Annotated in this window: 21 protein-coding genes; 13 read left to right on the forward strand and 8 right to left on the reverse strand. The window is 72.6% G+C overall.

The annotated features are described in order from the left end of the window. Together ACFWBF_RS32860 and ACFWBF_RS32865 are read right to left on the reverse strand one after the other, a co-directional pair. On the reverse strand, nucleotides 1–1,806 hold a 1,806-nt coding region (locus tag ACFWBF_RS32860; protein WP_385608298.1), incomplete at its 3' end, for an acyclic terpene utilization AtuA family protein. Beyond that, nucleotides 1,803–2,603, reverse strand: a complete 801-nt coding sequence (locus ACFWBF_RS32865) for a TIGR03084 family metal-binding protein (RefSeq protein WP_385608299.1) — start codon at nucleotides 2,601–2,603, stop codon at nucleotides 1,803–1,805. The genes ACFWBF_RS32865 and ACFWBF_RS32860, both read right to left, overlap by 4 nt. Before the next feature lie 336 nt (nucleotides 2,604–2,939). Between ACFWBF_RS32865 and ACFWBF_RS32870 the strand changes: the two genes are divergently transcribed. Then, nucleotides 2,940–4,583: an alpha/beta fold hydrolase gene (locus ACFWBF_RS32870; RefSeq protein WP_385608300.1), complete on the forward strand. Its 1,644-nt coding sequence runs from the start codon at nucleotides 2,940–2,942 to the stop codon at nucleotides 4,581–4,583. Between the two features lie 66 nt (nucleotides 4,584–4,649). On the opposite strand, the gene ACFWBF_RS32875 is transcribed toward ACFWBF_RS32870, so the two are convergent. Further along, entirely contained in the window at nucleotides 4,650–5,129 is a 480-nt protein-coding gene (locus tag ACFWBF_RS32875; RefSeq protein ID WP_385608301.1) for a hypothetical protein, read from the reverse strand. 70 nt (nucleotides 5,130–5,199) lie between these two features. Here ACFWBF_RS32875 and ACFWBF_RS32880 point away from each other — a divergent pair, with 70 nt between their 5' ends. Then, on the forward strand, nucleotides 5,200–6,159 hold the full coding sequence (locus ACFWBF_RS32880; RefSeq protein ID WP_385608302.1) for a helix-turn-helix transcriptional regulator: 960 nt from the start codon (nucleotides 5,200–5,202) through the stop codon (nucleotides 6,157–6,159). A gap of 88 nt (nucleotides 6,160–6,247) precedes the next feature. On the opposite strand, the gene ACFWBF_RS32885 is transcribed toward ACFWBF_RS32880, so the two are convergent. Beyond that, entirely contained in the window at nucleotides 6,248–7,237 is a 990-nt protein-coding gene (locus tag ACFWBF_RS32885) for a DMT family transporter (RefSeq protein ID WP_385608303.1), read from the reverse strand. Nucleotides 7,238–7,392: 155 nt separating this feature from the next. Here ACFWBF_RS32885 and serC point away from each other — a divergent pair, with 155 nt between their 5' ends. From serC to ACFWBF_RS32910, 5 genes are all read left to right on the forward strand, one after another. After that, nucleotides 7,393–8,514, forward strand: coding sequence for a phosphoserine transaminase (gene serC / locus ACFWBF_RS32890; RefSeq protein ID WP_385608304.1), 1,122 nt, complete (start codon nucleotides 7,393–7,395; stop codon nucleotides 8,512–8,514). Between the two features lie 313 nt (nucleotides 8,515–8,827). Then, complete coding sequence (locus tag ACFWBF_RS32895; protein ID WP_385608305.1) at nucleotides 8,828–9,634, forward strand: hypothetical protein; 807 nt, start codon at nucleotides 8,828–8,830, stop codon at nucleotides 9,632–9,634. Next, nucleotides 9,627–10,274, forward strand: coding sequence for a class F sortase (locus ACFWBF_RS32900; RefSeq protein ID WP_385608306.1), 648 nt, complete (start codon nucleotides 9,627–9,629; stop codon nucleotides 10,272–10,274). Before ACFWBF_RS32895 ends, ACFWBF_RS32900 begins: the two co-directional genes overlap by 8 nt. Nucleotides 10,275–10,364: 90 nt before the next feature. Then, complete coding sequence (locus ACFWBF_RS32905; protein WP_385608316.1) at nucleotides 10,365–13,523, forward strand: sacsin N-terminal ATP-binding-like domain-containing protein; 3,159 nt, start codon at nucleotides 10,365–10,367, stop codon at nucleotides 13,521–13,523. A gap of 315 nt (nucleotides 13,524–13,838) precedes the next feature. Then, nucleotides 13,839–14,738, forward strand: a complete 900-nt coding sequence (locus ACFWBF_RS32910; RefSeq protein ID WP_385608307.1) for a hypothetical protein — start codon at nucleotides 13,839–13,841, stop codon at nucleotides 14,736–14,738. A 50-nt stretch (nucleotides 14,739–14,788) separates the two neighbouring features. Here the strand turns inward: ACFWBF_RS32910 and ACFWBF_RS32915 are convergent, their stop codons facing one another. Together ACFWBF_RS32915 and ACFWBF_RS32920 are read right to left on the reverse strand one after the other, a co-directional pair. Next, a complete protein-coding gene (locus ACFWBF_RS32915) occupies nucleotides 14,789–17,266 on the reverse strand; it encodes an HAD-IC family P-type ATPase (protein WP_385608308.1) in 2,478 nt (825 codons plus the stop codon). A gap of 142 nt (nucleotides 17,267–17,408) precedes the next feature. After that, nucleotides 17,409–17,717 (reverse strand): DUF2530 domain-containing protein, encoded by a 309-nt coding sequence (locus ACFWBF_RS32920; protein ID WP_385608309.1) that lies wholly within the window; start codon nucleotides 17,715–17,717, stop codon nucleotides 17,409–17,411. A 129-nt stretch (nucleotides 17,718–17,846) separates the two neighbouring features. Between ACFWBF_RS32920 and ACFWBF_RS32925 the strand changes: the two genes are divergently transcribed. Continuing rightward, nucleotides 17,847–19,304, forward strand: a complete 1,458-nt coding sequence (locus ACFWBF_RS32925; protein ID WP_385608310.1) for an NCS2 family permease — start codon at nucleotides 17,847–17,849, stop codon at nucleotides 19,302–19,304. A 10-nt stretch (nucleotides 19,305–19,314) separates the two neighbouring features. On the opposite strand, the gene ACFWBF_RS32930 is transcribed toward ACFWBF_RS32925, so the two are convergent. Further along, a complete protein-coding gene (locus ACFWBF_RS32930) occupies nucleotides 19,315–19,497 on the reverse strand; it encodes a hypothetical protein (protein WP_030156886.1) in 183 nt (60 codons plus the stop codon). Between the two features lie 120 nt (nucleotides 19,498–19,617). Here ACFWBF_RS32930 and ACFWBF_RS32935 point away from each other — a divergent pair, with 120 nt between their 5' ends. The 4 genes from ACFWBF_RS32935 (at nucleotide 19,618) to ACFWBF_RS32950 (ending at nucleotide 23,332) form a co-directional block, all read left to right on the forward strand. Continuing rightward, nucleotides 19,618–20,055 (forward strand): MarR family winged helix-turn-helix transcriptional regulator, encoded by a 438-nt coding sequence (locus tag ACFWBF_RS32935; RefSeq protein WP_266574971.1) that lies wholly within the window; start codon nucleotides 19,618–19,620, stop codon nucleotides 20,053–20,055. A 24-nt stretch (nucleotides 20,056–20,079) separates the two neighbouring features. Next, the gene (locus tag ACFWBF_RS32940; RefSeq protein WP_385608311.1) at nucleotides 20,080–21,414 is read left to right on the forward strand and encodes an MFS transporter; all 1,335 of its coding nucleotides are present in this window, start codon (nucleotides 20,080–20,082) and stop codon (nucleotides 21,412–21,414) included. Nucleotides 21,415–21,605: 191 nt separating this feature from the next. Then, nucleotides 21,606–22,157 (forward strand): RNA 2',3'-cyclic phosphodiesterase, encoded by a 552-nt coding sequence (gene thpR / locus ACFWBF_RS32945; RefSeq protein ID WP_385608312.1) that lies wholly within the window; start codon nucleotides 21,606–21,608, stop codon nucleotides 22,155–22,157. A 185-nt stretch (nucleotides 22,158–22,342) separates the two neighbouring features. Further along, entirely contained in the window at nucleotides 22,343–23,332 is a 990-nt protein-coding gene (locus ACFWBF_RS32950; RefSeq protein ID WP_385608313.1) for an aldo/keto reductase, read from the forward strand. A gap of 13 nt (nucleotides 23,333–23,345) precedes the next feature. Here the strand turns inward: ACFWBF_RS32950 and ACFWBF_RS32955 are convergent, their stop codons facing one another. Continuing rightward, the gene (locus ACFWBF_RS32955; protein ID WP_385608314.1) at nucleotides 23,346–24,032 is read right to left on the reverse strand and encodes a GDSL-type esterase/lipase family protein; all 687 of its coding nucleotides are present in this window, start codon (nucleotides 24,030–24,032) and stop codon (nucleotides 23,346–23,348) included. Nucleotides 24,033–24,108: 76 nt separating this feature from the next. Here ACFWBF_RS32955 and ACFWBF_RS32960 point away from each other — a divergent pair, with 76 nt between their 5' ends. Further along, on the forward strand, nucleotides 24,109–25,158 hold the full coding sequence (locus tag ACFWBF_RS32960) for a WD40 repeat domain-containing protein (RefSeq protein WP_385608315.1): 1,050 nt from the start codon (nucleotides 24,109–24,111) through the stop codon (nucleotides 25,156–25,158). Nucleotides 25,159–25,227 lie beyond the last annotated feature (69 nt).

Genomic DNA, 25,227 nt, shown 5'->3' on the forward strand with positions numbered 1-25,227 from the left:
CACGCCGTCGCCGAGGATGCCTTCGACTGTGAAGTTCAGGGCGCGCAGGTGCGGGAGGGGGTGGCGGGTGACGGGGAGACCGGAGGTCTCGGGGAGCAGGGTGCGGAAGGTGTCGGTGGTGAGGGTGGCTTGCAGCCAGCGCCAGGCGGCGTCCGTCTCGACCCAGAGGCCGACGTTGGCGTCACCGCCCTTGTCTCCGCTGCGGGCCCCGGCCACCGCCCCCAGCGGGGCGCGGCGGGTGGGCACCGGGGCTTCGCCCCGGACCCCTTCGGGGGCTCCGCCCCCGGACCCCCGCGCCTCAAACGCCGGCGGGGCTTGATGTGCGCGGAGCTCCCTCGGCGGGACCGAGTGTGCGCTGAGCTCCGCCGACGGGGCCTGATGTCCGCGGAGCTCCGTCGGCGGGGACGAGTGTGCGCGGAGCTCCGCCGACGGGGCTGGGCGTGCGCTGAGCTCCGTCGGCGGGGACGAGTCTGCGCGGAGCTCCCTCGGCGGGGGTGGGGCGGTGCCGGGCCGCGGGGGCGGGGCCGTCGATACGCGGGTTGCGTCGGGCAGGACCGCCACGTGGGCGACCGAGGACGCCGGGACGAAGCCCGCGCTGAAGACCCCGTACGGCTGGGCCGGGCCGGGCGGGGAGGTGACGTGGAAGCCCGGGTAGCTGCCCAGGGCCAGTTCCACGGCCGCCGAGGTCAGGGCGCGGCCCACGCGGTCCGGGGACGGGTCGCGGACCACCAGGCGCAGCAGCGCGCTCGCGGTCTCCTCGGTCGCCGCGTCCTCGTGGTCCGTGCGGGACAGGGTCCAGTCGGCCGACGCCACGCCCTCCAGCAGCTCCGACAGCTGCCCCCGCACCAGTGCGGCCTTGGCCTCGATGTCCAGGCCGGTCAGGACGAAGACCACCTCGTTGCGCCAGCCGCCGATGCGGGTGACGCCCACCTTGAGGCAGGACGGCGGGGGTTCGCCCTGGACTCCCGTGACGGCGACCCGGTCCCGGCCCGCCTGGGTCAGGCGGACCGTGTCCAGGCGGGCCGTCACGTCCGGGCCGAGGTAGCGGACGCCCTGGGTCTCGTACAGCAGTTGGGCCGTGACCGTTCCCGTCGTGACCGTCCCGCCCGTGCCCGGGTGTTTGGTGATCACCGCCGAGCCGTCCTCGGAGATCTCGGCCAGCGGGAAGCCCGGCCGGGACACGTCGTGGCGGGTGAAGAAGGCGTAGTTGCCGCCCGTGGCCTGGGTGCCGCATTCCAGTACGTGGCCCGCCACCACCGCGCCCGCCAGCCGGTCGTGGTCGTCGGGAGCCCAGTCGAACCACCAGGCCGCCGGGCCGCTGACCAGCGCCGCGTCCGTGACCCTGCCGGTCACCACCACGTCGGCGCCCGCGCGCAGGCAGGCCGTGATCCCGGCGCCGCCGAGGTAGGCGTTCGCGGTGAGCGCGCCCTCCGCGTACGGCATGAGGTCGTCGCCCTCGACGTGCGCGACCGAGACGGGGATGCCCAGCTTCGCCGCGAGTTCGCGTACGGCCGCGGCGAGTCCGGCCGGGTGGAGGCCGCCCGCGTTCGCGACGATCCGTACGCCCCGCTCGTGCGCGAGGCCCAGGCCTTCCTCCAACTGCCGTAGGAAGGTCTTGGCGTAGCCCAGTTCCGGGTTCTTGAGCCGGTCGCGGCCCAGGATCAGCATGGTCAGCTCGGCCAGGTAGTCCCCGGTCACCACGTCCAGCGGGCCACCGGTCAGCATCTCGCGCAGTGCGCTGAAGCGGTCGCCGTAGAACCCCGACGCGTTGCCGATGCGCAGGGGCCGGCGCGGGTCCCGCGTCACCGCGAGGCCCCCGGCGCGCGGCCCGGGCCGGCCGGACCCGCGAAGGCCTGGGCGATGTCCAGCCAGCGGTCGGCGTCGGCTCCGGTGGCCGTCAGGACCAGGTCGGCGCGGTGCGCCCGCTGGGTCACGAGCAGGCAGAAGTCCAGCGCCGGGCCCGTGACGCGCTGCGGGGCGTCCTCGGGGCCGTACGCCCACACCCCCGCGCCGTCGGGGGCGGTCAGCTCCACCCGGAACTGCTCGGCGGGCGCGGGCAGTGCGCGTACCGCGTAGGCGTAGTCCCGGGCCCGTACGCCGATGCGGGCCACGTGCCGCAGCCGCGCCGTCGGGGTGCGGCGCACGCCCAGCGCGTCGGCGACGTCCTGGCCGTGCGCCCAGGTCTCCATGAGGCGGGCCGACGCCATCGAGGCGGCCTTCATCGGCGGCCCGTACCAGGGGAAGCGGGTGTCGGGCGAGGCTGCGGCGAGCGCCTCGTCGAGGGCGCCACGGCCGGCCCGCCAGCGGGCGAGCAGCTCGGCGGGCGGCATTGCGGCGCCCTCCTCGGCCCCCTCGTCTACGAAGGAGTCGGGGGCCGCCAGGGCCTCCTCGACCATGCCCGCGAAGCCGGCGGCGTCGGTGAGGGAGACCAGCGCGGCCCGGTCGGTCCAGTGCAGGTGGGCGATCTGGTGGGCGACGGTCCAGCCGCTCGCGGGGGTGGGCTTCGCCCAGCCCGCCTCGGACAATTCCCGTACCAGGGCATCGAGTTCCCGTCCCTCCTCGCGGAGATCTGCGAAGACGGCGACGGCGGACGGATCGGGCACGGTGCGCTCCCCTCTCGGCGTGAGGGGAAGACTGGCAGCCGCCAGGAAAACAATCAAGCGTGCTTGCATTATTTTCTGCTCTTCAGAAAATTCGCGCCACCGGCTACAACTCGCCCCGCCGCGGCCTGAATTGAAAGCTCCGCTGGTGTCCGCGGGGGCGCCCGGGTGTCGTGGAAGGAGCGGAGGGGGGCGATTCAGGCCGTAAGCCGGAAACTCGCGATACGTCACCGGATGTCCCGCCGATACTGGGCGCTCCGCTCCGGGCCCGGGCGGCGCCCGACACCGCGTACCAGCGTCCATGTCACTCGACCGTCTCGAAGATGAGGATGAACTGACGTGACTCCAGCCGCCTTCTCCGCCTCCTCCTCCGGCCCGGCCTCCTTCTCCCTCTATCCCGAACTCGACGCGACCACCCTCGGCGCCTTCGTCACCGCCCTGGAGACCGGGGACGTCACCGGCCTCGCCCCCGCCCGCGCCGCCGACGTCGCGGACGTCCGGTCCGTCGCCGTCTTCGGCCGCGCCAAGGTGCCCGGCGCCGACGGGGACCTGCTCGACGCCGCACTGTGGCGGCACACCGGGAGCGGGCCGCGCCCGGTGATCGTGATGCCCTCCCCGTGGACGAACCTGGGCTGGCTCGTCTACGCGGTCCAGGCGAGCATCTTCGCGGCGCGCGGCTACAACGTCCTCGCCTACACCACCCGGGGGTTCGCCGCCTCCGAAGGCCTGGTGGACGTCGCGGGTCCGCTCGACGTCGCCGACGGCAGCCGGGCGCTGGAGTACCTCGTCGGTCGCACCGCCGGGCCGGTGACGAAGGTCGGCTTCCTCGGGGACTCGTACGGCTCCGGCATCAGTCAGCTCGTCGCCGCGCACGACACCCGCGTGGACGCCGTGGCGGCCCTGAGCACCTGGGGCGATCTCGGGGAGGCCTTCTACGAGAACTCCACGCGCCACGTGGCCGCCGTGGAGGCGCTGCTCGCCGCGGCCGCGAAGGCGCGGCTGAGCCCTCAGACGCAGGCCGTCTTCGAGAACGTCCTCGCCAACCGCGACGTCGAGGGCACGCTGCGGTGGGCGGAGCCGCGCTCGCCCTTCACCCACATCAAGGAGCTCAACCGCCGCCAGGTGCCGGTCTTCTTCGCGCAGGCCTGGCACGAGACGCTCTTCCCCGGCAACCAGACCCTGCGGATGTTCAACGAGCTGACCGGCCCCAAGCGCATCGACCTCTCCATCGGCGACCACTCCGGCCCCGAGATGAGCGGCATGCTCGGGCTGCCCAACCGGATCTGGACGGACGCCCACCGGTGGTTCGACCACCACCTCAAGGACATCGACAACGCCGTCGCCGAGGAGGGGCAGGTGCTGAGCGAGGTCATGTGGAACCAGACCCTGGAAGCCCGCCCCGCCTGGAGCGCGGTGACCCGGGACGTCCGCCGGCTGTTCCTGACCGGCGGCGGGGAACTCGCCCCGGACCCGGAGGCCGGCTGGAGCGCGGGCGTGCTGTGCGGTGTGGACACCCCGGCGACCGTCGCCGACGCCGTGGTGACGGGCGGCCTGGCGGAGCTGGCGGGGCGCCCGAAGGCGTACCCGACCGGCGACATCGACCGCACCGTGGCCGCGGTGTGGGCCTCGGCGCCGGGCGAGGAGGTCACCCGGCTGCGCGGCATACCCCGGCTGCGGGTGACGTACCGGGCGGCGAACCCGGGCTCCACCTTCGTCGCGTACCTCTTCGACGTGGGCCCCGACGACACGGCCCACATCATCACGCACGCCCCGTACACCGACCTCGACTCGGCACCGGACAGCCTGATCAGCGCGGACCTCGAACTCCAGGCCACGGCGTACGACGTACCGCGCGGGCACCGGGTGGCGCTGGTGGTGGACGCGCGCGATCCGTTCTACGGGGACGCCAACCTGCCGCGCGCGACGCTGGCGTTCACCTCGCCCGAGGCTACGCCGTCGTACGTGGACCTGCCGCTCGGGTGACGACACCCGTGCCCGTGCCCCGCCGCTCCCCCGTGGGCGGCGGGGCACGGGCACGCCTGTGGCCGCTCAGGCGGCAGTGCGGGTGAAGTCCATCGTCCAGTTACGGACCCAGGTCGCGCCCCCGTCGTCGGAGAAGAACTGCTCCCACCGCGGGGAGTCCGTACGGGTGCGGGTCCACTCGAAGCGCACCTGGACGGCCTTGCCGTCGTGCGTGTCCTCGCCCGTGAAGATGCCGGATCCGGCGTTGCCGCCGTTGCCTCCGTTGCCGTCGAAACGGCCGGTCACTGGCGGGAAGAGGGTGCCGGTGCGGCAGCTCGCCCAGTGCAGGCTCCACTGCCCGCGCTCGTGGTCGTACAGGCGCAGGGTGAGCCCCGCGAACCCCTTCGTCGGGAACTCGATCTCGTCGAAGCCAGCCCCGCCGTCGAAGTGCCGGGTGGCGCGCGACACCGCCGGGAACTCCTCCCACTCGCTGTCCGCGTCGAGGAAGTCGGTGCGCCGGCGGTTGGCGACGTCCCAGGTGCCGACGAGGAAGTCGAAGTCGTCCATGTGCGAGTCCCCTGTTTTCTTTCGTGGTGATGGGGGAACGGTAGGACGGCTCCACTGACATCATCTGTCAGTGAAGTCCAGCCGCCTGCTCTCGATCCTGCTGCTGCTCCAGACCCGCGGCCGGATGACCGCCGCCGAGCTCGCGCGGGAGCTGGAGGTGTCCGTACGTACGGTCTACCGCGACGCGGAGGCCCTGACGGCCGCAGGCGTGCCGGTCTACGGGGACGCCGGCCACAGCGGCGGCTACCAGCTCCTCGACGGCTACCGGACCCGGCTGACCGGCCTCACCTCGGGTGAGGCGGAAGCACTGTTCCTGAGCGGGATGCCGGGCCCCGCGGCCGAACTCGGGCTCGGGCAGGCCCTGTCGGCGGCCCAGCTGAAACTGCGGGCGGCGCTGCCCGCGGAGCTGCGCGAGCAGGCGGACCGGATGCGGCTGCGGTTCCACCTGGACGCGCCGGGCTGGTACGCGGAACACGAGGAGACCCCGCACCTGGGGCGGGTCGCCGACGCGGTGTGGCGGGGGCGGGTGATCGAGGTCCGCTACCGGCGGTGGAAGGAGCCGCAGGAGGTGGACCGGCGCCTGGCCCCGTACGGGCTGGTCCTGAAGGCGGGGCGCTGGTACCTGGTCGCGGGCCCGGAGGGACCGCGGACGTACCGGGTGGACCAGATCCTCGAACTCCGGGAGACGGCGGAGGTCTCGGAGCTGCCGGAGGGCTTCGACCTGGCGGCGCACTGGCGGCGCACCCGGGCCGACTTCCTCGAGCGGCTGTACCCGGAGGAGGCCCTGGTACGCCTCTCCGCGCGGGCCGCGGCACGGCTCACGGGCGCCCAGGCCCGGGCCCTGGCGGACGGCGGCACCCCGGACCCGGAGCTCCCGGGCTGGACCCGGGCGGTCCTCCCGATCGAGTCGGCGGCGCAGGCCCGGTCCCAGTTCCTGTCCCTGGGGCCGGACGCGGAGATCCTGGCCCCCGCGCCCCTACGGGACTCCCTCCGCTCCGCCCTGTCGGCCATGACGGCCCGCTACGCCTGAGGCCTTGCGGTCAGCGCCCGACGGGGCGGCTCGGATCATCGAGCCCCGGCGGCGGGGGGTGACGCCGAGTGCGCCGCCGGTCACAGCACTAGGACGCCCGGCGGGTCTGGGCGCGGACCGCGCCCATGCTCGCCACGATGACCAGGGCTATGGCCGCCGCGTCCAGTGCCGACAGGGCCTGGTGCAGGACCAGGAAGCCGGCCGTCGCGGCGATGGCGGGCTCCAGGCTCATCAGGATCGCGAAGGTCGGGGCCGGCAGCCGGCGCAGCGCCAGCAGCTCCAGCGTGTACGGCAGGACCGAGGACAGTACGGCCACGCCCGCGCCCAGGGCGAGGGTGCTCGGCGCGAGGAGCGCGGAGCCCGCCTCGATCACGCCCAGCGGGAGGGACAGGACCGCCGCGACCGCCATCGCCAGGGCCAGCCCGTCCGCCTGCGGGAAGCGTCGGCCGGTGCGGGCACTGAAGACGATGTACGCCGCCCACATCACGCCCGCGCCCAGCGCGAAGCCCGCGCCCAGCGGGTCGAGGCCGCCGAAGCCGCCGCCGCCGTGGCTGGAGAGCAGGACCACGCCGGCCAGGGCCAGGGCCGCCCACAGCACGTTCATCAGGCGGCGGGACACGAAGACGGACAGGGCCAGCGGGCCGAGGACCTCCAGGGTGACGGCCGGGCCGAGCGGGATACGGTCGACGGCCTGGTAGAAGAGGCCGTTCATGGCGGCCATCGTCACGCCGAACCACACCACGGTGGTCCAGTCGGCGCGGGTGTGGCCGCGCAACTTGGGCCGGCACAGGAGCAGCAGCACCAGCGCCGCCACCGCCAGCCGCAGCGTGACCACGCCCGCCGCGCCCGCCCTGGGCATGATCAGCACCGCGAGGGCGGCCCCGAACTGCACCGAGATTCCCGCCGCGACCACCAGCGCGACCGGCCCGAGGCCGCCGGCACCCTGGGCGGGGCGCGGGCCGCGCGGGCCCGCGGCGGGGGTGGCGGAAGAGACGACGGACGAGGCGGACGGGGCGGACCAGGCGGCGGGATCCGTCACGGGAGAAGGGGACGGGCAGGGTGCGGGCAGTGCGGGCATCTCTCCAGGCTACGACGTCCGTAAGGACCGTGCAGCAGTGTTCTGCCTTACATTGCGCACACCCCCTTAACCTCCCCTACAGCTTCTTCAAGCCACCCGTCTCATCCGGTGGACTCGCCTCGAAGCCCCGGACCAGGACCCGATACGCTCCGCTCGTGGCCGAGATCCAGATTCCCGCTGACATCAAGCCCGCCGACGGACGCTTCGGCGCGGGCCCCTCCAAGGTGCGGACCGAGGCGCTGGACGCCCTGGCCGCCACCGGTACCTCCCTGCTCGGAACCTCGCACCGCCAGGCCCCGGTCAAGAACCTGGTCGGCTCGGTGCGCCAGGGCATCCGGGACCTCTTCTCCCTCCCCGAGGGCTACGAGGTGATCCTGGGCAACGGCGGCTCCACCGCCTTCTGGGACATCGCGACCGCCGGTCTCATCGAGCGGAAGTCGCAGCACCTCACCTTCGGTGAGTTCTCGTCCAAGTTCGCCTCGGCCGCGAAGTCCGCGCCGTGGCTGGACGCGCCGTCCGTGATCTCCTCCGAGCCGGGTACGCACCCGGAGCCGGTGGCGGAGGCGGGCGTGGACGTCTACGCGTACACCCACAACGAGACCTCGACGGGTGTCGCGGCGCCGATCAAGCGCGTCGCGGGCGCCGACGCCGGTTCGCTCGTTCTGGTGGACGCGACCTCGGGCGCCGGCGGTCTGCCGGTGGACATCACCGAGAGCGACGTCTACTACTTCGCCCCGCAGAAGTCCTTCGCCTCCGAAGGCGGCCTGTGGTTGGCCGCGTTCTCCCCGGCGGCCCTGGAGCGCGCCGCGCGCGTGCACGCTTCCGGCAGCCGGCACATCCCGGAGTTCTTCTCGCTGCCGACGGCGATCGACAACTCGCTGAAGAACCAGACGTACAACACCCCGGCGCTCTCCACCCTCTTCCTGCTGAACCAGCAGCTGGAGTGGATGAACAGCCAGGGCGGCCTGGAGTTCACGACCGGCCGTACGGCGACCAGCGCGCGCAACCTGTACGGCTGGGCGGAGGCGTCGAAGTACGCCAACCCCTTCGTCCAGGACGCCGACAAGCGCTCCGCCGTCATCGGCACGATCGACTTCTCCGACGACATCGACGCGGCCGCGGTCGCCAAGGTGCTGCGCGCCAACGGCATCGTGGACACCGAGCCGTACCGCAAGCTCGGCCGCAACCAGCTCCGTATCGCGATGTTCCCGGCGATCGACCCGGCGGATGTGCAGGCGCTGACCACGTGCATCGACTACGTGATCGAACAGCTCTGACGGGCAATCCCTGAACCATCCGAACCATCTGGAGCCCCCGGCGACCCCGCGTCGCCGGGGGCTCCGGCGTTCCTTCCGGGTCCGGGGACTTCGCCTTTGACGTTCCTCGTGGGCCCCGGGACCTTGGTCCCCAAAATGCGGGCAAAGAGCCCGTAAACGGAGGATCCCAGCCGCCTCAGCGGCCTGCGCCTTTATGCCGGAGGACCTTCGGCGGCGCCGCGCCCGGCCGCCCCGGGGCCCGCAACCAAACGCCCGGGATGTCCCTCATGTCTGGTGTGCCGGGAAAAACCCGGCCCGTTCAGGAGGAGACCTCATGCGCAAGGCACTCACCATCTCGGCGATCGCCCTCGTCTCGTCGATGGCTTTCGGCGGCGCGGCCACCGCCTTCGCCGCCGACACCCCGCCGGCGGCCCCGAAGACCAGCTCCGGCCCGAGCCCCCGCGCGGACGCCACGGGCCTGAAGCTGTCGGCCTCCACGGCCCGGCCGGGCGACTCCGTCCGGTTCTCGACGGACGTCCCCGACGGCTCGACGAACCTCTCCGTCTCCTCCAAGGCCCTGGGCGAGGTGAAGATGACCGACGGCCGCGGCGGCACCGCCAAGGCCGTCAAGGTCGAGGACGGCACCTACGGCGTCTCCCTCACCGGAACCGGCCCCGACGGCAGGAAGATCCAGGCCACCGCCGAACTGACCGTCAAGGCGGACGAGCCGGCCCCCGAGCCCACCCCGCAGGCCTCCGGCGTGAACCTGTCCACCGACTTCGGCCGCCCCGGCGACAAGGTCGTCGTCACCATCAAGACCTCCGAGAAGAGCGCCTTCGTCACGTCCGACGCCTTCGGCGGCCAGGTCGGGCTGAAGAACGCCGGCAACGGCACCTTCACCGGCACCGCGATCGTCGCCAAGGACGTCAAGACCGGCTACTACGGCGTCCAGGCCTTCGCCGGCGGCAAGCGGTTCGACACCGTGAAGTTCTCCACCGAGGGCGCCGGCACCACGCCGGACGTGAAGCCGCTGAAGCCGCTGAAGCCGCTGAATCCGAGCGAGCACAAGAAGCCCAAGGGCTCCGTGAACACCGGCCAGGCCCCGGTCGGATACCTCGACTCCGAGACCAGCAATGGCTGAGCGCACCACCACCCCCCTCCGCCGGGGCGGCCGCGCACGCCGCGTCGCCGCCCTGGCGGGGGCCTCGGCCCTCGCCGTGGCCCTCGCCTCCGGCTGCTCCTCGGGCGGCGCCGCCAAGGACGCGGGCGCGGGGACGGGGACGGGCACGGCAGCGAACGCCGCGGCAGCCTCCTCCCTCGCACCCTCCGTCCCGGACCGCGTGGAGATCCCCGGCATCAAGGTGGACGCCCCGCTCGACACCGTCGGCCTGGACGCCAAGGGCGAGATGCAGGAGCCGGACTTCGCCAAGCCCGAGGACGCCGCCTGGTACAAGGAGGGCCCCACCCCCGGCGAGCCGGGCGCGGCCGCCATCGTCGGCCACATGGACACCCCACAGGCCCCCCGGGCCGTCTTCCACAACCTCAAGGAGCTGAAGAAGGACCAGAAGATCGAGGTCCACCGGGAGGACGGCAGCACCGCCGTGTTCGCCGTCGACGACGTACAGACCTTCAAGAAGGACGCCTTCCCGACCGACAAGGTCTACGGCGACACCCGCGGCAAGGCCGAGCTCCGCCTGATCACCTGCGGCGGCAACCTCACCCCGGACCGCCACTGGGATGCCAACGTCGTGGTGTTCGCCCACCTCACCGGCAAGGCGTAGGCATTTCACGCGATATCTTCAGGAGGTTCGGGGCAGGTTCGAAGGCCCGGCATCCTTGAAGACGGCACAGCTGGAGGCAGCGGCGTGAGCGTGCGAGTAACGGCGGCCCAGAGCGGCGTGGACCCCTTCGGCACGGCCCGGCTGCGACGCGGGGTGCTCGACGCGTGGGGCGCGGGCCCGGCCCGCTTCCGCGAGGACGCCAACGCCGAGGAGGATCTGGCGCTCGGCGGCTACCGGGACCGGCTCGTCATCGAGCTGGCGCAGAACGCCGCCGACGCCGCGGCCCGCGCCCGGGTCCCCGGCCGGCTGCGGCTCACCCTGCACCCCGGCAGCCCGGACGAGGGCGGCCACGCCGTGCTCGCCGTCGCCAACACCGGGGCCCCGCTGGACGCGACGGGCGTGGAGTCGCTGAGCACGCTGCGGGCCTCCGCCAAGCGGGAGCCCACCCGGAGCGCCGGTGCCGACGGCTCGGGCGGTTCCGGGGACACCGTCGGCCGCTTCGGCGTCGGCTTCGCCGCCGTCCTCGCCGTCACCGACGAGCCCGCGGTCCTCGGCCGCCACGGCGGAGTGCGCTGGTCGCTGCCCGAGGCCCGCGAACTGGCCCGGGGCGCCGCCGTCGGCAGCCCCGGCCTCGGTGACGAGCTGCGCCGCCGCGACGGGCACGTCCCGCTGCTGCGCCTCCCGCTGCCCGCCGAGGGCACCGCGCCCGACGCGTACGACACCGTCGTGGTCCTCCCGCTGCGCGACGCCGCCGCCGAGGAGCTCGCCGAACGCCTCCTCGCCGGCATCGACGACGCCCTGCTCCTGACCCTGCCCGGCCTGCACGAGGTCATCGTCGACACCCCCGCCGGGGGTGTGCGGACCCTGCTGCGCCGCGCCGAAGGCCCGTACACCGTCATCGAGGACTCCGCCGGCCGGACCCGCCGCTGGCGCACCGTCCGCCACGGCGGCCCCATCGAGCGGGCGCTGCTCGCGGACCGGCCCGTCGAGGAACGGCTGCGGCCCGTCTGGACCGTCTCCTGGGCCGTGCCCGTCGACGCCGAAGGCGCCCCCGAACGCCCCGACACCGCCCCCGTGGTGCACGCGCCGACCCCGACCGACGAGCCGCTCGGCATCCCCGCGCTGCTCATCGCGACCCTGCCGCTGGACACCTCGCGCCGGCACCCCGCGCCGGGGCCGCTGACCGACTTCCTGGTGGAGCGCGCGGCCGACGCGTACGCCGAACTGCTCGGCTCCTGGGACCCGGTGAGCACCGCGCTCGTGGACCTCGTACCGGGCCCGCTCGGCAAGGGCGAGCTCGACGGGGCCCTGCGCGCGGCCGTGCTCCAGCGGCTCCCCCGGACCGCTTTCCTCGCGCCCGCCGCCCCCGCCGAGGACCCCGAGGAGCGGGAGGCCCTGCGCCCCTTCGAGGCCGAAGTGGTCGAAGGCGCGGGCGCCGACACCGTACGGGTCCTCGCGGAGGTCCTGCCGACCCTGCTCCCGGCGGGTCTCGAACGCCGCGCCGAGCTGCGCACCCTGGGCGTCGGCCGGCTCCCGCTCGGCGACGCCATCGAGCGGATCGCGGGCATCGAGCGCACCCCCGACTGGTGGCACCGGCTGTACGACACCCTGGCCGGCGTGGATCCGGACCGCCTGTCCGGGCTGCCCGTGCCACTGGCCGACGGGCGCACCACCATCGGCCCCCGCCACGTCCTGCTCCCCTACTCGGACACCCCCGCGGACCTGGCCCGGCTCGGCCTGAAGGTGGCCCACCCGGACGCGGTGCACCCGCTGTTGGAGAAGCTCGGCGCGCTCCCGGCCACCCCCCGCGCGGTCCTGACCACCCCGCAGGTACGGGCGGCCGTGGCGGCCTCGCTCGACGCCGGGGAGATCTGGGACGAGGACGCGGACACCCTCGACGCCGACGAACTGGCCGACGTGGTCCTGGGTCTGGTCCAGGGCGCCGAACTCGCGCCCGGTGACGAGCCGTGGCTGGGCGCGCTGGCCCTGCCCGACGAGGACGGCGAACCGACTCCCGCGGGCGAACTCCTGCTGCCCGGCTCGCCGTTGGCCTCCGTGATCCGCGCGGACGAGATCCCGTACGTCGACGAGGAGCTGCTCGCGCGCTGGGGCGAGGGTCCGCTGACCGCCGTCGGGGTGCTGGCCGCCTTCCAGCTCGTGCGCGCCACCGACGTGGTCCTGGACCCGGACGAACTGGAGCCCCGCGACGGGGACTTCGCGGAGCCCGACGACGCGGGCCTGCTGGACGCGGTGGACGTGTGGTGCGAGGACGTGCTCGACCAGCTGCCCGACACCCCGGTGCCGCCGGTGGCGACCGAGCTGGTCGCCGTACGGGACCTCGACCTGATCGACGACGACTGCTGGCCCCAGGCCCTGGCGATGCTCGCGCAGCCCCCGCTGCGCGACGCCCTGACCCAGCCGGTACGGGTCCTGCTGCCGGACGGCACCACGCAGTCGGTGCGCCCGTACACCGCGTGGTGGCTGCGCGACCACCCCGTGCTCGACGGCCGCCGCCCGGCCGGTCTGCGCGCGGCGGGCGGCGACCCGCTGCTGGCGGGGCTCTACACCTCGGCGGACGCCACGGGCTTCGAGGACGAGCAGGTCCTGCGGGCGCTCGGCGTACGCACCACCGTGGCCGCCCTGCTCGACGAACCCGGCGGCGCCGCCGAGCTCCTGGGCCGCCTCGCCGACCCGGAGCGCGAGGTGGGCGGGCGTCAACTGCACGCGCTGTACGGCGCTTTGGCTGATCTGGACCCCGAGCAGGTCACCCTGCCGGACGAGCTGCGCGCGGTGGTGGACGGCGAGGTCCGGGTGGTCGACGCGGCCGACGCGGTGATCGCGGACGCCCCCGACCTGCTGCCGCTCACGGAGGGCCTGGCCCTGCTGCCGGTCTCCCCGTCGCGCGCGGCCGACCTGGCGGAGCTGCTCCAGGTGCGGCGGCTGTCGGACACGGTCCCGGCGGAGGTCAGCACGCCGGGCGAGGAGCACGAGGTACCGGAGTCCGTACGGGTCCTGCTGGGCCCGGCGACGCCCACCGCCTACCTCGAGCACGAGGAGCTGATCGCGGGCGGCGTCGAACTCGACTGGCGCCGCACCCCGGACGGCACCCTGCACGCCGCCACCCTGGAGGGCGTGGCCGCGGGCCTGGCCTGGGCGGCGGGCCAGTGGCCTCGCCGCTTCGAGGTGGCAGCCCTCCTGGAGGACCCGTCCCGGACCAGCGAGCTGGCCCGGGACAGGTGGTTCGACTAGTGCTGTGGCCGGAAAGGTTTGCCGGGTCGCGGTGTCCGGTGCGGTGCATCGCAAGGCGGAGGACCGCGTCTCGTACCGGACGTACTTGCGCGGTCTGACAACGCGGCGAGGTGCCGTACCGGGCGCCGCGCCCCGGTGAACCTTTCCGGTCGCAGCACTGGCCCGCCAAGCCGAAGCCCGACACGGCCGGGTGAACACCGGCCGTGCCCGTTCCGGGAAGACCGGTGCCGGGACCCCGGCGGTGGTCGGGCTGAGGACCGGCGATATGAATATCCCTGCCGAGGCCGCACAGGGCGGTCTCCGGAAAGGGGGGACATGAACATCCGCGGAAGGCACGGCCTGCTCAGACGAGCCGTCGTGACGCTGACCGGCGCCGTCGTCCTCGCGGCCGGGGCATCGGCTGCCACGGCGACCACGGCGGTCGCCGACGGGATGACGGGACCGCCGGTCTGCTCCGTCAGTGACACCCAGGATCCCGGCTCCTCGGTGTCGCTGCAGGCGGGCGAGCAGTTGGCGTCCGGGCGGCAATTGCAGGCGCGTGGCGCGGTCCTGGTGATGCAGACCGACGGCAACCTTGTGCTCCACCTGTCGGTGGACGGCCACAAGGGCCCCGCCGTGTGGGCCACCGGCACCTGGGGCAACGCGGGCGCGCACGCGGTCCTCCAGGACGACGGGAACCTGGTCGTCTACCGTCCGGACGGCCGAGCCGTCTGGGCCACCGGCACGTGGGGCGGCGGCAAGGCCTGCGCCGTCGTGGACGGGCACGGGGACTTCCGGGTGAACCGGGCTGCCCCGGCCAACTCGGGGCTGTGGCACTCCGAGACCGGGACGCTCCAGGGCTCCGCCACCGGCAGCGTGAACTACTGGGACGGCGGCTTCGGTCTCAAGGCCGGCCAGTGGCGCCACTCCGGGACCACCTGGCTGCTGATGCAGCAGGACGGCAACCTGGTCCTGTACCGCATGTCCGACAACGCCCCGATCTGGGCGACGAACACGGCCGGGCTCTACCGCGCCAACGGCGCCATGAGCACCGTGACGGGCAACCTGACGATCTACTACACCGGCAAGCAGGGCGGCGGATACCCCGCCTGGGACGCCGGTGTCTCGAACAGCCCCAACGCGTACCTGTACGTGCAGAACGACGGCAACGTGGTCATCTACGACCAGAGCGGCACCCGGGCCCTGTGGTCCACGGGCACCTGGGGCAAGGCCTAGGAGAACCGCCGCTGCCCCGCCCGCGCGGCGCGGGGCAGCGGCGGCGTTGCCTACACCGGGAACCTGCGGCCGACCCAGCGGAAGACGAATTCGATCAGGGCGGCGGCCGCGGCGGCCACGGCCACCGCCGTCCACGGCATCTGGGTGCCGTCCAGTTTGAGCTGGAAGAAGTCCTGCAGCCACGGCACGACGAGGACGATCAGGAACGCCAGGCCCATCGCGCCGACCAGGCCCACCCGCCACCACGTGTACGGGCGGGCGATGATCGCCAGGACCCACATCGAGGTCAGGAACAGCGTCAGCGTCGCCGCGCTGGTCTCGGCCTGGAGGGCGTCCGGGCCGGTGTAGTGGTGGCGGGCCAGCAGGTACGTGACGAAGGTGGCCACCGCGGCGATCACGCCGCCCGGGATCGCGTAGCGCATCACCCGTTTCACGAAGTTCGGCTTGGCCCGCTCCGTGTTCGGGGCCAGGGCCAGGAAGAAGGCCGGGATGCCGATGGTCAGCGTGGACAGCAGCGTCAGGTGGCGCGGCAGGAACGGGTACTCCACCTGGGAGCAGACCACCAGGACGGCCAGCAGCACCGAGTAGACGGTCTTCACCAGGAAGAGGGTGGCGACCCGGGTGATGTTGCCGATGACGCGGCGGCCCTCGGCGACCACCGAGGGGAGCGTGGAGAAGCTGTTGTTGAGGAGGACGATCTGCGCGACCGCGCGGGTGGCCTCCGAGCCGGAGCCCATCGAGACGCCGATGTCGGCGTCCTTGAGGGCGAGGACGTCGTTGACTCCGTCGCCGGTCATGGCGACCGTGTGGCCCTTGGACTGGAGCGCCGCGACCATGTCGCGCTTCTGCTGCGGGCTGACCCGGCCGAAGACGGAGTTCCCGACGAGGACCTCGGCCATCTCGGCCTGCGCCGTCGGGAGCTTGCGGGCGTCGACGGTGTTCTCCGCGCCCGGCAGGCCGAGCTTGCCGGCGACGGCGCCGACGGAGACCGCGTTGTCACCGGAGATGACCTTGGCCTTGACGTCCTGGTCGTCGAAGTAGCGCAGCGTGTCGGCGGCGTCGGGCCGCAGCCGCTGCTCCAGCACGATCAGGGCGGTGGGACGTACCCCGGTGGCCACGTCGGTGTCGTCGAGCTCGCGGGCGGCCCGGGCGAGCAGCAGGACGCGCAGGCCCTGCTCGTTGAGCGCGTTGATCTCGTCGAGGGCCGGGTCCCCGGAGGGCAGCAGCACGTCGGGGGCGCCGAGCAGCCAGGTGTTGTTCTCGCCGTCGCCCTCGCTGAAGCTGGCGCCGCTGTACTTGCGGGCCGAGGAGAAGGGCAGCGACTCGGTGCAGCGCCACTCCGCGCTGTCCGGGTAGGCGTCGATGATGGCCTGGAGGCTGGCGTTGGGGCGCGGGTCGGACTCGCCGAGGGCGCCGAGCACCTTCTTGACGTACGAGGCGTCCGCGCCGCCGAGCGGACGGCACTCGGTGACGTCCATGCCGCCCTCGGTGAGGGTGCCGGTCTTGTCGAGGCAGACCACGTCCACGCGGGCCAGGCCCTCGATGGCGGGCAGCTCCTGGACCAGGCACTGCTTGCGGCCGAGCCGGATGACGCCGATGGCGAAGGCGACGGAGGTGAGGAGGACGAGGCCCTCGGGGATCATCGGGACGATGCCGCCGACGGTCCGGGCGATGGCGTCCTTGAGGTTGTTGTCCTTGACGATCAGCTGGCTGACGACCAGGCCGATCGAGGTCGGGATCATCATCCAGGTGACGTACTTGAGGATGGTGGAGATGCCGCTGCGCAGCTCGGAGTGGACGAGCGTGAAGCGGGACGCCTCTTCGGCCAACTGGGCCGCGTAGGCCTCGCGGCCGACCTTGGTGGCGGTGAAGGCCCCGCCGCCGGCGACGACGAAGGAGCCGGACATCACCGGGTCGCCGGGCTTCTTCAGGACGGGGTCGGCCTCGCCGGTGAGCAGGGACTCGTCGATCTCCAGGCCCTCGGCCTCGCCGACGGTCCCGTCCACGACGACCTTGTCCCCGGGGCCGAGCTCGATGACGTCGTCGAGGACGATCTCGGAGGTGGAGATCTCGGCCGTCCTGCCGTCGCGGCGCACGCTCGGCTTGGCCTCGCCGATGACGGCGAGTCCGTCCAGGGTCTTCTTGGCGCGCAGCTCCTGGATGATGCCGATGCCGGTGTTCGCGATGATCACGAAGCCGAAGAGGCTGTCCTGGATCGGCGCGACGAACAGCATGATCACCCACAGGACGCCGATGATCGCGTTGAAGCGGGTGAAGACGTTGGCGCGGACGATCTCGGTGGTGGAGCGGGAGGAGCGCACGGGGACGTCGTTGACGGCTCCGCGCGCGACGTGTTCGGCGACCTCGGCGGTGGTCAGGCCGCCGGGCTTGAATCTGGGCGCGGGCGGCCGCATCGGGTGTACGGGGTCCAGCTCGGCTCCTGCGTCGATGGCGGTCCCGGCGGCGATGCCGGCACCGCCGCCGCCCGGCTCCGGTCCCTCGGATTCGATGTCAGCCCGCTGCGTCATGCTTTCGACGGTAAAGGGCGTTCGAACGCTTCACCCGCCGAGCGGTAAGAAGATCCGACTTCGGGATGAGGGAAATCGTCCCTTGGTAGACCGTCGGCGGACCCGGACCCGGACCCGGACCCGGACCCGGCTCGACCCGCCCTCAGGGAGCCGGGGAGGCGGAACCGGAGCCCGAGGAGCCGGAGCCGGAGCCGGCCGCCGCCCGCTCGGCCGCGTGGCGCTTGAGCGCGGCGTCGCGGCCCCGTACGTACCAGAGGCCGATCAGGCCGAGTACGCCGCCGGCCGCGCAGCACCAGACCCACCACAGCAGGTCCCGGTCGGCGAACCACCCGTAGAAGGGGAGCTGGACGAGGAAGAGGGCGAACCAGAGGATCGTGCCCCCGGTGACGGTCGCGACGACCGGGCCCTCAAGGGGCTCGGGAGCCTCGTGCTTCGCAGTCCATTTCGCCATGCGTTCAAGTCTAGGCGGCCTCGAACGGGGTCTACGCGCGGAGATGGACGCCCCATCGTTCATGTGTTCATACTGAAACGGTTTGGGCAAGGCCCGATTTCATCGTATGAACCACCCAATGAGGACCGCATGAGCACGTCGGCCCCCGCCCCCGCGTCCACCACCCCGGAGCCTTCCCCCCAGGAACCCTCCTCCGGACTGGACCGCTACTTCAAGATCTCCGAGCGCGGCTCGACCTTCGGCCGCGAGGTGCGCGGCGGCTTCGCCACCTTCTTCGCGATGGCCTACATCATCGTGCTGAACCCGATCATCCTGGGCAGCGCGAAGGACATGTACGGGCACCAGCTCGACGGCGGCCAGCTCGTCACGGCCACCGTCCTGACGGCGGCCTTCACCACCCTCCTCATGGGTGTCATCGGCAACGTCCCGATCGCGCTCGCGGCCGGCCTCGGGGTCAACACCGTGGTCGCGCTGCAACTCGCCCCGCGCATGAGCTGGCCCGACGCCATGGGCATGGTGGTCCTGGCCGGCTTCGTGGTGATGCTGCTGGTCGCCACCGGCCTGCGCGAGCGGGTCATGAGCGCCGTCCCGGTCGGCCTGCGCAAGGGCATCGCGATCGGCATCGGCCTGTTCATCATGCTGATCGGCCTGGTCGACTCCGGCTTCGTCTCGCGCATCCCGGACGCCGCTCACACCACCGTCCCGCTCCAGCTCGGCACGGGCGGCCACCTGCACGGCTGGCCGGTCCTCGTCTTCATCGTCGGCGTGCTGCTGACGCTTGCGCTGCTGATCCGCAAGACGCCCGGCGCCATCCTGATCTCGATCGTGGCCATGACCGTCGTCGCGGTGGCCGTCCAGCTGATCGCCGAGCTGCCGGACCAGGCCTGGGGCCTGACCGTCCCCGAGTGGCCGGGCAACCCGGTGGCCGCGCCCGACTTCGGGCTCGTCGGCCAGGTCAGCCTGTTCGGCGGCTTCGGCAAGGTGGGCCTGCTGACGGGCATCCTCTTCGTCTTCACCGTGCTGCTGTCCTGCTTCTTCGACGCGATGGGCACGATCCTCGGCGTCGGCGACGAGGCGAAGCTGATCGACAAGGACGGCAACTTCCCCGGCATCAACCGGGTTCTGCTCGTGGACGGCCTGGCCGTCGCCGCGGGCGGCGCGACCTCGTCCTCCGCCACCACCTGCTTCGTGGAGTCCACGGCCGGTGTCGGCGAAGGCGCCCGTACGGGCCTGGCGAACGTCGTGACGGGCGGCCTCTTCACCGTCGCGCTGTTCCTCACCCCGCTCGCCACCATGGTCCCGTCCCAGGCGGCCACGCCCGCCCTCGTGGCGGTGGGCTTCCTGATCCTGGCCGGCTCGGTCAAGGACATCGACTGGAGCGACTTCACCATCGCCGTTCCGGCCTTCCTGGCCATGGTGCTGATGCCCTTCACCTACTCGATCACCAACGGCATCGGCTTCGGCTTCGTGAGCTTCTGCGTGCTGCGGCTCGCGACCGGCCGGGGCCGCGAGGTCCCGGTGGCCATGTACGTCGTGTCGGCGGTGTTCGCCTTCTACTACGCGATGCCGGCCCTCGGCCTCACGTAGCCCTCGGGCCTCACGTCAGCCCGTAGAACTTCTCTGTCTCGTCGACGGCCGCCTTGAAGCGTTCGTCGAAGTCGTCGCGAATGAGCGTCCGGACCACATAGTCCTGGACGCTCATTCCGCGTTTGGCGGCATGAGTCCGGAGCCTGTCGAGCAGCTCCCCGTCTATGCGCATGCTCAGCACATGTGTCCCCATGGCGAAAGAGTCGGGGCACAGGGCATGGACGCGTGTCACTTTCCGGAGCCGACTCACCCGTACGAGTGACGGAAAATAAGCGGTGTTCCTTAGAGAGAGTAATGAGTTACTCTAAAGACCATGCACGACCTTTCCCATGGTGACGACGCTGCCGCCGTGAACGACCTCCGATCCGCCGTCATGCGGCTGGGCCGGCGCCTCAAGCACCAGCGCGTCGACGAATCGCTGAGCCCGACCGAGATGTCGGTGCTCGGCACCCTCGCCCGCTGCGGCCAGGCCACCCCCGGTGAGCTGGCGCGACGCGAGCACGTACAGCCGCCGTCGATGACACGCATCGTCGCGCTGCTGGAGGCCAAGGGACTGGTACGGCTGGAGCCGCACCCCGACGACCGCCGCCAAAAGGTGGTCAGCCAGACCGAGGAAGCCGAGGCGATGCTCGAAGAGAGCCGTCGCAAGCGCAACGCCTTCCTGGCCGGGCTCGCGGCCGAGCTGACCGAGGACGAGTGGGCCAAGCTGCGCGAGGCCGCACCCGTCCTGGAGAAGCTCGCGCACCTGTAACCACGACGCCAGGGGGCGACACTTTTGAGTACGGGAACCGGAGCAGACTCCGCACCCGGCCACACATCCACCACTACGCGCACCGCGGGCAAGAACACGATGTTCAGCTCGCTGAAGATCCGGAACTACCGGCTGTTCGCCACGGGACAGGTCGTTTCCAACACCGGCACCTGGATGCAGCGCATCGCCCAGGACTGGCTGGTCCTCTCCCTCACCGGCTCGGCCTCCGCCGTCGGCATCACCATCGCCCTGCAGTTCCTGCCGATGCTGATGTTCGGCCTCTACGGAGGCGTACTCGCGGACCGGCTCCCCAAGCGCCCGCTGCTGATCGTCACCCAGAGCGCCATGGGCCTCACAGGTATCGCGCTCGCCGCACTGACCCTCGCCGGACACGTCCAGGTCTGGCACGTCTACCTCGCCGCGTTCGCGCTCGGCCTGGTGACCGTCGTCGACAACCCGGCCCGCCAGACCTTCGTCTCCGAGATGGTCGGCAAGGACCAGGTGGCCAATGCCGTAAGTCTGAACTCGGCCAACTTCCAGTCCGCGCGACTGGTCGGCCCGGCGATCGCCGGTGTGCTGATCACCGCCGTCGGCTCCGGCTGGGCCTTCCTGCTGAACGGACTGTCCTTCGCCGCGCCCATCGCCGGCCTGCTGATGATGCGTACGGCCGAGCTGCACCCGGTCGAGGTCCAGCCCCGGGCGAAGGGACAGCTGCGGGAGGGCCTGCGCTACGTCGCCGGGCGGCCCGACCTGATCTGGCCGATCGTGCTGGTCGGCTTCATCGGCACCTTCGGGTTCAACTTCCCCATCTGGCTGTCGGCGTACGTCAGCACCGTCTTCCACGGGGACGCGGGCACGTACGGGCTCTTCAACACCCTGATCGCGGCCGGCTCCCTCGTGGGCGCCCTGCTCGCGGCCCGGCGCGGCCTCTCGCGGCTGCGGCTGCTGGTCGCGGCGGCGGTGCTGTTCTCCGGACTGCTGCTGGTGACGGCCTTCGCACCCGGCTTCTGGCTGTTCGCGGCGCTGCTGGTGCCGCTCGGCATCTTCGGCCTGACGGTGAACGTCACCGCCAACTCCAGCGTCCAGATGGCCACCGACCCCGAGATGCGGGGCCGGGTCATGGCGCTGTTCATGATGGTGTTCACCGGCGGCACCCCGCTGGGGGCCCCGCTGGTCGGCTGGATCACGGACACGTACGGCGCGCGGATCGGCATGGCCGCGGGTGGCGTGGTCTCGCTGGTCGCCTCGGTGGCGATCGGCGTGGCGCTGGCCCGCGTGGGCAACCTCCGCCTGCGGGTCGACCGCCGCGGCGTCGCCTTCGTGCCGTCCCCCCGCCGCGAACTGGTCACGGCGGCCTGACCCACCCTCCTGCGGCTTCCGCCGCGGGATGTGCCGGCGGGGCTGGATCTTGGCTGATGCCGCCTTTGCCGGGCTGGATCTGCCCGCGCTGGGCAGCCCGCCCGGCAGAATCCAGCCCCGCCGGCGTTCGAGGCGCGGGGTCCGGGGGCCGGCCCCCGTCGCTGGTGCTGCGACCGCACTAGGCTCGGCACATGAGACTGTTCGCCGCCGTCATGCCACCCGCTACCGCGGTCGCGGAACTGGCCCAGGCCGTACGGCCCCTGCGCGACGACCACCTCCGGTGGACCGCGGAAGCGGGCTGGCACTTCACGCTCGCCTTCATGGGTGAGGTCGAGGAGCGCCTGCTCCCCGACCTCCGCGCCCGCCTCGCCCGCGCAGCCACCCGCAGCGAACCGTTCGCCCTGCGCCTGCACGGCGCCGGCCACTTCGGCCGCCGCGCGCTGTGGGCCGGCGCCGCCGGGGGCCTCGACGCCATGCGGATGCTGGCCGAGCGGGCCGACGCCGCCGCCCGCCGGGCCGGCGTACCGATGGACCAGCACCACCGGTACACCCCGCACCTCACGCTCGCCCGGTCCCGCGAGGACACCGACCTCGACCCGTACCTGGCCGGGCTCGGCCCCTTCGAGGGCACCTCCTGGCAGGTCGCCGAGCTCAGCCTGGTCCGCAGCAACCTCCCGGTCTCCGGCGTCCCCGGGGAGCAGCCCCGCTACGAGGTCGTCGCCGCCTGGCCCCTGGGGCGCTGACCCCTGTGTACGGGCGCCCGGCCCGGCCGCGTTAGGCTCGACGGGTGGATCCCAAGACCAGAAACCGCGTCATGGCGGGTGTACTCGTGCTGATGTTCGTCGTCGTCGCAGTGGCGGCCGCCGTCGGGCAGTAACCGCGCGGTGCTCTTGCCTGGAGTCGACTCGAAGCAGTTGGCTTGGGGTCCATGAAGTACACGCAGCTCGGACGCACCGGACTCAAGGTCAGCCGACTCGTCCTCGGCACGATGAACTTCGGTCCGCAGACCGACGAACCGACAAGTCACTCGATCATGGACGCCGCGCTCGGCGCGGGTCTGAACTTCTTCGACACGGCCAATGTCTACGGGTGGGGCGAGAACCGCGGCCGCACCGAGGAGATCATCGGCACCTGGTTCGCCCAGGGCGGCGGCCGGCGGGACAAGACCGTGCTGGCCACGAAGGTGTACGGGAACATGTCCGGCCAGGACGACCCGTGGCCCAACCACGACCGGCTCTCGGCGCTGAACATCCGCCGGGCCGTCGAGGCGAGCCTGAAGCGGCTCCAGACCGACCACATCGACGTCTACCAGTTCCACCACATCGACCGCCGGACCCCCTTCGAGGAGATCTGGCAGGCGGTCGACGTGCTGATCCAGCAGGGCAAGATCCTCTACGCGGGCTCCTCGAACTTCCCCGGCTACAAGATCGCCCAGGCGAACGAGACCGCCGCCCGCCGCGGCGCCCTCGGCCTGGTCAGCGAGCAGTGCCTGTACAACCTCGCCGAGCGGCGCGCCGAGATGGAGGTCATCCCGGCCGCCCAGGAGTACGGGCTCGGGGTGATCCCGTGGTCCCCGCTGCACGGCGGCCTGCTCGGCGGTGTGATCCGGAAGGAGGTCGAGGGCGGCCGCCGCGCCTCCGGGCGCTCCGCGGACGCGCTGGCCAACACCGCGGTACGGGCGCAGGTGCAGGCGTACGAGGACCTGCTCGACAAGCACGGCCTGGAGCCCGGCGAGACGGCCCTGGCGTGGCTCCTGACCCGGCCCGGGGTCACCGGCCCGATCGTCGGCCCGCGTACCGCCGAACAGCTCGAGAGCGCCCTGCGCGCCCTGGAACTGGAGCTGGGCGAGGAGCTGTTGACCACCCTGGAGGACATCTTCCCGGGTCCGGGACCCTCCCCGGAGGCCTTCGCCTGGTAGCCCCGGCGACGGCCTACCGCGCGGGGCGGTAGGGGCCGCCGATCCCCCACGCCTGGTGCAGCACCGCCGCGAACTCACCGGCGAGGCGGTGCTCCCCGGAGGCGTTGGGGTGCGTGCCGTCGTAGGTGTCGCGGTGGATGTCGTACGAGGCCGGGCGCGCGGCCAGCAGCACGGGCGAGGCGGGAGCCGACAGGTCGGCGACCGCCTTCGCCAGCAGCTCGTTGAACCGCGCGACCTCCGCCGCGAAGGGCTCGTCGGACTCGGCGCGCACGTTCGGGATCACCGGCAGCAGCACCATCCGGATGCCGGGGCGGGCTTCGCGCGCGGCCGCGACGAAGCGGCGGACGTTGGCGGCCGTCTCGTCGGCGGCGGTGTAGAAGCCGAGGTCTATCAGGCCGAGGGAGACGAGCAGCACGTCGGCCTTCGCGGCGCCGGCCGCGGGGCCGATCAGGGGGGCCATGTGCTGCCAGCCCTCGCCCCAGCCGGCGAGGTGGCGGCGGGCGTCCTGCGGGAAGCCGGGGTCGGCGTACTCGTGGCTGGTCGGCGCGTCCGCGAAGGTGTCGTAGAGCTCGCGGCGCGGGCCGACGATCTTGAAGGGGCCGCCGAAGGACGCGCCGAGGTGCTGCCACATCCGGTAGCGCCAGGTGTAGTCGCCGGCGCGTCCGATGGTCATGGAATCGCCGACGAACATGAAACGCATCCGGACATCATCGCGGATCGCGCGACAGGTACCCCTGTGATGCCGGACACGCGGTGCGGGCTGGCAGGCTGGGGGCATGCGTCTGCTGCCGTCGAGTGCCGTCCGTGCCGCCCTGGTCCTGAGTGTTTCTGTGCCCGTCGGGCTTGCCGTGCTGCCGAGTTCGGCCGCGGCGGCCCCGGCGGCCGGGTCGTCCGGGCCGTCCGGCGCCTCGGGGTTCACCATCACCGATCCGCGGATCAAGGAGTCGAGCGGCCTCGCGGCCAGCCGGATCCACCCCGGCGTGTACTGGACGCACAACGACAGCGACGACGGCCCGTACCTGTACGCGGTGGACTCGGCGACCGGCAAGACGGTGGCGCGGGTGACGATGACCGGGGTCGGCAAGCCGCGGGACGTCGAGGCGATCTCGCTGGGACCGGACGGGCAGCTGTACGTCGGCGACATCGGGGACAACCTGGGCGGGACCTGGGACCACGTGTGGATCTACCGCCTCCCGGAGCCGAAGGAGCTGGGGGACGTCACCGTCAAGGCCGAGCAGTTCACGGTGAAGTACGCGGACGGGCCGCGCAACGCGGAGGCGCTGATGGTGCATCCGCTCACGGGCCGGATCTACATCGCGAGCAAGAGCGAGGACAAGGGCGGCCTGTACGAGGGCCCGGAGCAGTTGTCCGCGTCCGGGACGAACACCTTCCGGCGGATCTCCGACCTCCCCTGGGTCACCGACGGCGCCTTCTCCCCGGACGGCGGGCGCCTGACCCTGCGGGGGTACCTCTTCGCGAAGACCTACCCGTGGAAGGACGGCCGCCCGGAGGGGTCCGGCGAGTCGGTGGCCGCGCCGTGGCAGGGGCAGGCGGAGTCGGTCACGTACACGGCGGACGGGTCGGCATTGATGTTCGGCGCGGAGGGCGCGCAGAGCCGGGTCGTGGCGGTCCCGGTGAAGCCGGCGAAGTCCTCCGCGACGCCGTCACCGGGCGGCGACCCGGCCGCGCCGGGCTCCGCCGGAGGGTCTGCCACGGACGACGGCGGGGGCCAGGGCAGCTTCACGAAGGGCGCCCTCGTGCTCGCGGGCGCGACGGCACTGGTCATGGGCGCCAAACGGCTCTTCCGCCGCCGCCCGAAGCCGTAGTCGTAGCGGTGGCCGTAGTCGTAGCGCCCGGCCAAACGAAGAGGCCCGGCGCGGCGCACCGAAGTGCGC

The organism is Streptomyces sp. NPDC060028, from assembly GCF_042736725.1.
Taxonomy (GTDB): domain Bacteria; phylum Actinomycetota; class Actinomycetes; order Streptomycetales; family Streptomycetaceae; genus Streptomyces.